Origin of the sequence: Streptomyces sp. NPDC005899, from assembly GCF_040629645.1 — a bacterium.
Lineage (GTDB): Bacteria > Actinomycetota > Actinomycetes > Streptomycetales > Streptomycetaceae > Streptomyces.
The window spans coordinates 1-4771 of record NZ_JBEXWB010000423.1; the positions used below are offsets into that span (position 1 = coordinate 1).

1 protein-coding gene and 2 pseudogenes are annotated in these 4771 nt (G+C 73.1%); all 3 read right to left on the reverse strand.

From position 1 onward, the window contains the following. Positions 1-18: 18 nt before the first annotated feature. Positions 19-225 (reverse strand): annotated as a pseudogene (locus ABZ371_RS29055) (adhesin); the annotation flags it as partial. Positions 226-410: 185 nt separating this feature from the next. Further along, positions 411-2261, reverse strand: a complete 1851-nt coding sequence (locus tag ABZ371_RS29060; RefSeq protein WP_358685081.1) for an MFS transporter — start codon at positions 2259-2261, stop codon at positions 411-413. Positions 2262-2481: 220 nt separating this feature from the next. Next, positions 2482-4680, reverse strand: a pseudogene (locus ABZ371_RS29065) (D-alanyl-D-alanine carboxypeptidase); the annotation flags it as partial. Between the last annotated feature and the right edge of the window lie 91 nt (positions 4681-4771).

Genomic DNA, 4771 nt, shown 5'->3' on the forward strand with positions numbered 1-4771 from the left:
GGCGAGCAGAGCGACCTAGGTGGCCAGGCTTCCGGCGGCCACCACGATCCCGGCCGCCAGCAGAGCCTTACGCCGGCGGGTCAGGGTGGAGAGGCGTCCCGCGAGCGTCTCCCGGGCGATCCAGGAACCGCCCCCGCCGGCCGGCCGGGCCATGGAGCCGCAGCGGGGGCAGACCATGCCGGGCAGCGCGCTCCGGTGTGCGCCGCCGCATTCTTGGCACCTCATGGCAGCACACCCTGCCAGGGCCGGGCCTCCGCAGGGAGGGTTCCCGCACTATCGGCGCCACGGGGGCGGGGCCAGCCCTCACCGGACGGACGCGCCGCGGAGGCGGGGACCAGCCCTCACCGGGCGGACGTCACCCCACCGGGTCCGACCGGGTGGATCGAGGACGACCCGACCCGGTGCCGTCGTCAGCGCAGTTCCTCCGGGCACGGCGTGCCCGGAGGCAGCTGGTACGGCGCCGCGAGCCGGTAGACGCCCGGACGCGGGGCGAGCAGCTCGGTCCACTCGTCGCCGTCAGGGTCCTCCTCGACCTTGATCAGGCAGCCGTGCGGGTTGGTGTACTCCTTGAGCGCCTCCCCGTCCTCCTCCGTGCGCTCCTTGGATGCCTCGGTCTCCTGGGGCCGCTCCACGCTCTTCCCCTTGTCGTCGACGACGGCGAGCCACCGGGAGTACGGGATCCGGATCAGCACCCGGCCCGCCGACCGCACCCGGATCGTCAGCTCGTCGGCGCCGGCCCGCTCCACCGTCGCCGGCGGATCGGCGAGCGGCACCGGGTCGAGCACCCGGAACAGCTTCCAGTTGGCGTCGCTCCAGATCGCCCTCAGGTACGGCTGGCCCTTCTCGACGAGCGCCGCCTCCTGGACCGCACCGCTGGAGTCCGGCTCCCCCGTCGGCAGGACCACGTAGTGGACGGCCCAGCGGTCGAGCCATTCCCGGTAGTTCACCGCGTTGAGGGTGTCGTCGTAGAAGAGCGGGTTGCGCTTCATGTCGGCCTGCCGGTTCCAGCCGCGGGCCAGGTTCACGTACGGCGCGAGCGCGGAGGCCTCCCGGTGGCTGCTCGCGGGGACGACCTCGACCCGGCCGCGCTCCGCCCCGGCCTTCTGGAGCTGGTTGACCAGGGGGGCCAGCTCGCGGCTCCAGGAGGCGGCGGGTGCGGTGCGCACTATGTCGTCGACACCCTTGAACCCGATCCAGAAGTTCAGCCCGAGGAAGGCGACGGCGAGGGCGTACCAGCGGACGGTGCGCGGCGCCGTGAACGGCAGCGCGGCCAGCAGCACGATGCCGGCGAACAGCATCGCCATGCGCGACACGTTCGAGCCGATCTGCGAGTCGACGACGTACGTCAGCAGTGTCCCCACCCCGTAGACCGCGGCGGCCGTGCGCACGGTGCGCCAGTCCGCGGGCACCAGGAAGAAGACCAGGACGGCGAAGACGAACGGCAGCGACAGGGTCCCGAACGACATCGGCTGCGTACCCGAGAAGGGGAACAGCCAGGCGGACAGGACCACCACGACGACGGGGGCGAGGCCGAGGGCGTACGCCCCGGGGCGGCGGTTGTTGAGGAAGAGCGCCGCCGCGACCACCCCGAGGAAGAGCCCGGCCACCGGGCTGCCCGCCGTCGCGAGACCGGCCAGCGGGGCGGCAACCGCCGCTTTGGCCCACCGCCTGTAACGCCATCGGTGGGGCCAGCAGAAGACCGCGGCGACGGCCCCCAGCGCGAACATCATGCCCAGGCCGAAGGTCACCCGCCCGGACAGCGCGTTGCAGAGGTACGCGAAGACGCCGGCCAGTGAGCAGGCGAGAGGGTTGCGGACGGCGGGCACCCTCACCAGGATCAGTGCGGTGAGGACGGAGGAGACCGTGCCGACGATCATCATCGTCGTGCGGACGCCGAGCAGCGACATCAGGTAGGGCGACACCACGCTGTACGAGACGGGGTGCATGCCGCCGTACCAGGCGAGGTTGTAGGCGGTCCCGGGATGGCGGCCGACGAACTCGGCCCAGGCGTCCTGGGCGGCGATGTCGCCACCGCTGTTCGCGAGGAAGAAGAACCAGAGCACGTGGACGGCCGCGGCCACCGCGGCCGTCACCAGGACCGTGCGGCGCCACGGGCGGTGGCGTGCGGGGCGGCGGGCCCGTTCCGGTGGCGTGGTCGCGCCCGGCCTGTCCTCGCCGCCGTCGCGGGGGGCGGGCATCCTGCCGGACACCGTTGCGGGCGCCGTGTCCTCGTTCGCCCGCGTCGGCTCAGCGGTGGTCACTTCGACTCTCCCCGTCCTCGCCCGGGCCTGCCGAACCATCGATGTACCGTGCGGGCCTCGTCCGTACCGGGAAGGACGCGTCCCAGCGGCCCTTCCGTTGCCTGGGGGACGCTAGCACGCACGATTTTCCGCGCGCCGCCCCGTCGGCCCGCCGGTCCCGCCTCCCTGGTGGGGGACGCGGGACCGGTCCGGCCGGGGCAGTGGCGCCGGTGGCGGACGATCAGGTGATGCGGGTCAGCCTGTCGCCGAAGGCCGGTTCCGTCATGGCGCTCCGAAGGGCGACGGGCGCCGAGACCTTGCCCGTCCCGGTGCCGACCGTCACCTCGCCGACGACCGTGCCCGCCTTCGCCTCGTGGGCGAGGGTTTTGCCGCCGTCGGTCAGCTCCAGGTCGACCTCGAGTCCGCCCCACCCGACGGCCTTCAGGTCCTTGGTGGCCACCACGGGCGTCCGGCCGCCGAGCCCGTCGTCGACGTACCCCACGACCTGGCCCTTCTTGACGACCGTGGCGGAGTCGACGCCCTTCTGGGCGGTCCGGATCAGCGCGAGGCTGTTCTTTATGGCCCGCTGGAGCTTGGCGTCGAGCGTGCCGTCGGCGTCCGCGCCCATCACCGCGCCGATGATCCGCCGGGACTTCCCGTCGACGACGGTGTCCGCGGTCCAGACGAGGTTGCCGCCCGCGGGCGTCGAGGAACCGGTCTTGATACCGCTCACTCCGGGCTCGAGCAGGATGTTGTTGTTGTTGTAGATCATCTTGCCGATGCCCGGGATCTCCGCCTGGGGCATGTTCACGATCTCGCGGAAGACGTCGTTCTGCATGACCGCCTTGCCCAGGGCGATCTGGTCGGCGGGCGTGGAGACGGTGGTGGCGTCGAGACCGCTCGGGTCCGTGTAGACCGAGTTCGTCATCCCGAGGTCCTTCGCCGCCGCGTTCATCTTCTCGACGAACGCCTTCTCGGTGGTGGCGTCCCAGCGGGCGAGCAGGCGCGCCACGTTGTTCCCGGAGGGGATCATCAGGAGCTGGAGCATCTGGCGCTCGGTGTACTTCTGCCCCTCCTTGATCGGGGCCGTCGACTCGTCCGACCGGTTCGCCTCCTCGCCGGCCTTCGCGTCCACCACGATCTGTTCACCGTTCTGCTTGCCGGTGATCGGGTGGCCCTTGAGGATCACGTACGCCGTCATGATCTTGGCGACGCTCGCGATCGGCGCGGACTTCTCCTTGCCGTACGAGCCGATTGTGCCGACACCCTCGACCTCGACGGCGCCCTGGCCTTCCTCCGGCCACGGCATGTCCAGCTTCTCGCCGCCGAAGGTGTAGGTGGGGTCGGCCGAGAGCGTGAGAACGGGCTCGGGAAGCGGCCGGACCGCCTGCGCGATCGCAAAGACGACCAGGGCCAGCAGGACCAGCGGGGTCCAGATCTTGACCCGCCGGACCGCGGTGCGGACGGGGGTCTCCGGGGGTGGCGGAGTGTTGGTCAGCTCCGCGAGCAGGTCGAGCGGCGGCTTGGGCGGCATGGGCTGCTGCCTGGTCCGCTCGGCCTCCGTGAGCCCGGGCACCGGGGCCGCCGGGGCTTCGGTGCCGGAGGTGGTCTCCGGGGTGACCGCCGGGCCGGCGGCCGGCGGCAGGGAGGAGCCCGGCTTCCGGGGAGGCTTCACGTCGTCCGACCGCAGCGGTACGAACGTGCTTGTGCGCTCGGCGGGGGTCTCCGGGGCCGGCCGCGTCCGCTTGCCCGCCGGCGGAAGCTTCAGCGCGGTCGTCGGCTGGTCGACCCGGTCCGGGCGGAGGGCCTTGAAGGCCGTCGTCGGCTGATCCACCTTCCGCTCGGCACCGGCGGTCCCGGCACCGGCGGTCCCGGCACCGGCGGTCCCTGCGCCGACCTCGGCGGAGTCGTCGGACCCGGCGGACCCGGCGGACTCGTCGGACTCGTCGCCGGTCGCGACGGAGGTCTCGCTGCGGGTCTTCGGCACACGAAGGGCGGTCGTGGCATCGGCCGTCCTCGGCCCCTCGGCACCGTCTACCGGGACTGCCGCCGCGTCCTCGTCCGCGTCGGCCGGTGCGGCGTCCTCGTCCTCGTCCGCACCGGCTCGCGGGCCGGCGTCCTTCTCGTCGTCCTCGTCCGCGACCCAGGCCGCGACGGCTGCCCGCAGGCGGGCGTCGGTCGGTGTGGCCTGCGAGCCGCCGCCGTCGGCGTCCTCGGCGGACCCCTTGCCGGTGCCGGCTTCCGACTCCGCGTCGGTGTCGGTGCCCGACTCGGCCTCGGTCACGCCGTCCGCCTTCGGCAGTTCGGCCGTGGCACCCGCCTCGTCCGCGGACCCGCGGCCACCGCCGGTCCCGGGACGGGACCCGGACGGGCGCTCGGAGCCGGCGTCGGCATGGGCATCGGCATCGGCATCGGAGCTGGAGTCGGCATCGGCATCGGCATCACGCTGCGCCTGGGTCCGTCCCTCCGTGCCGGCCTCGGATCCCGCGGCGGCCTCAGGCCGTCCCCCGGCCGGCGAGGCGTCGGCCGGC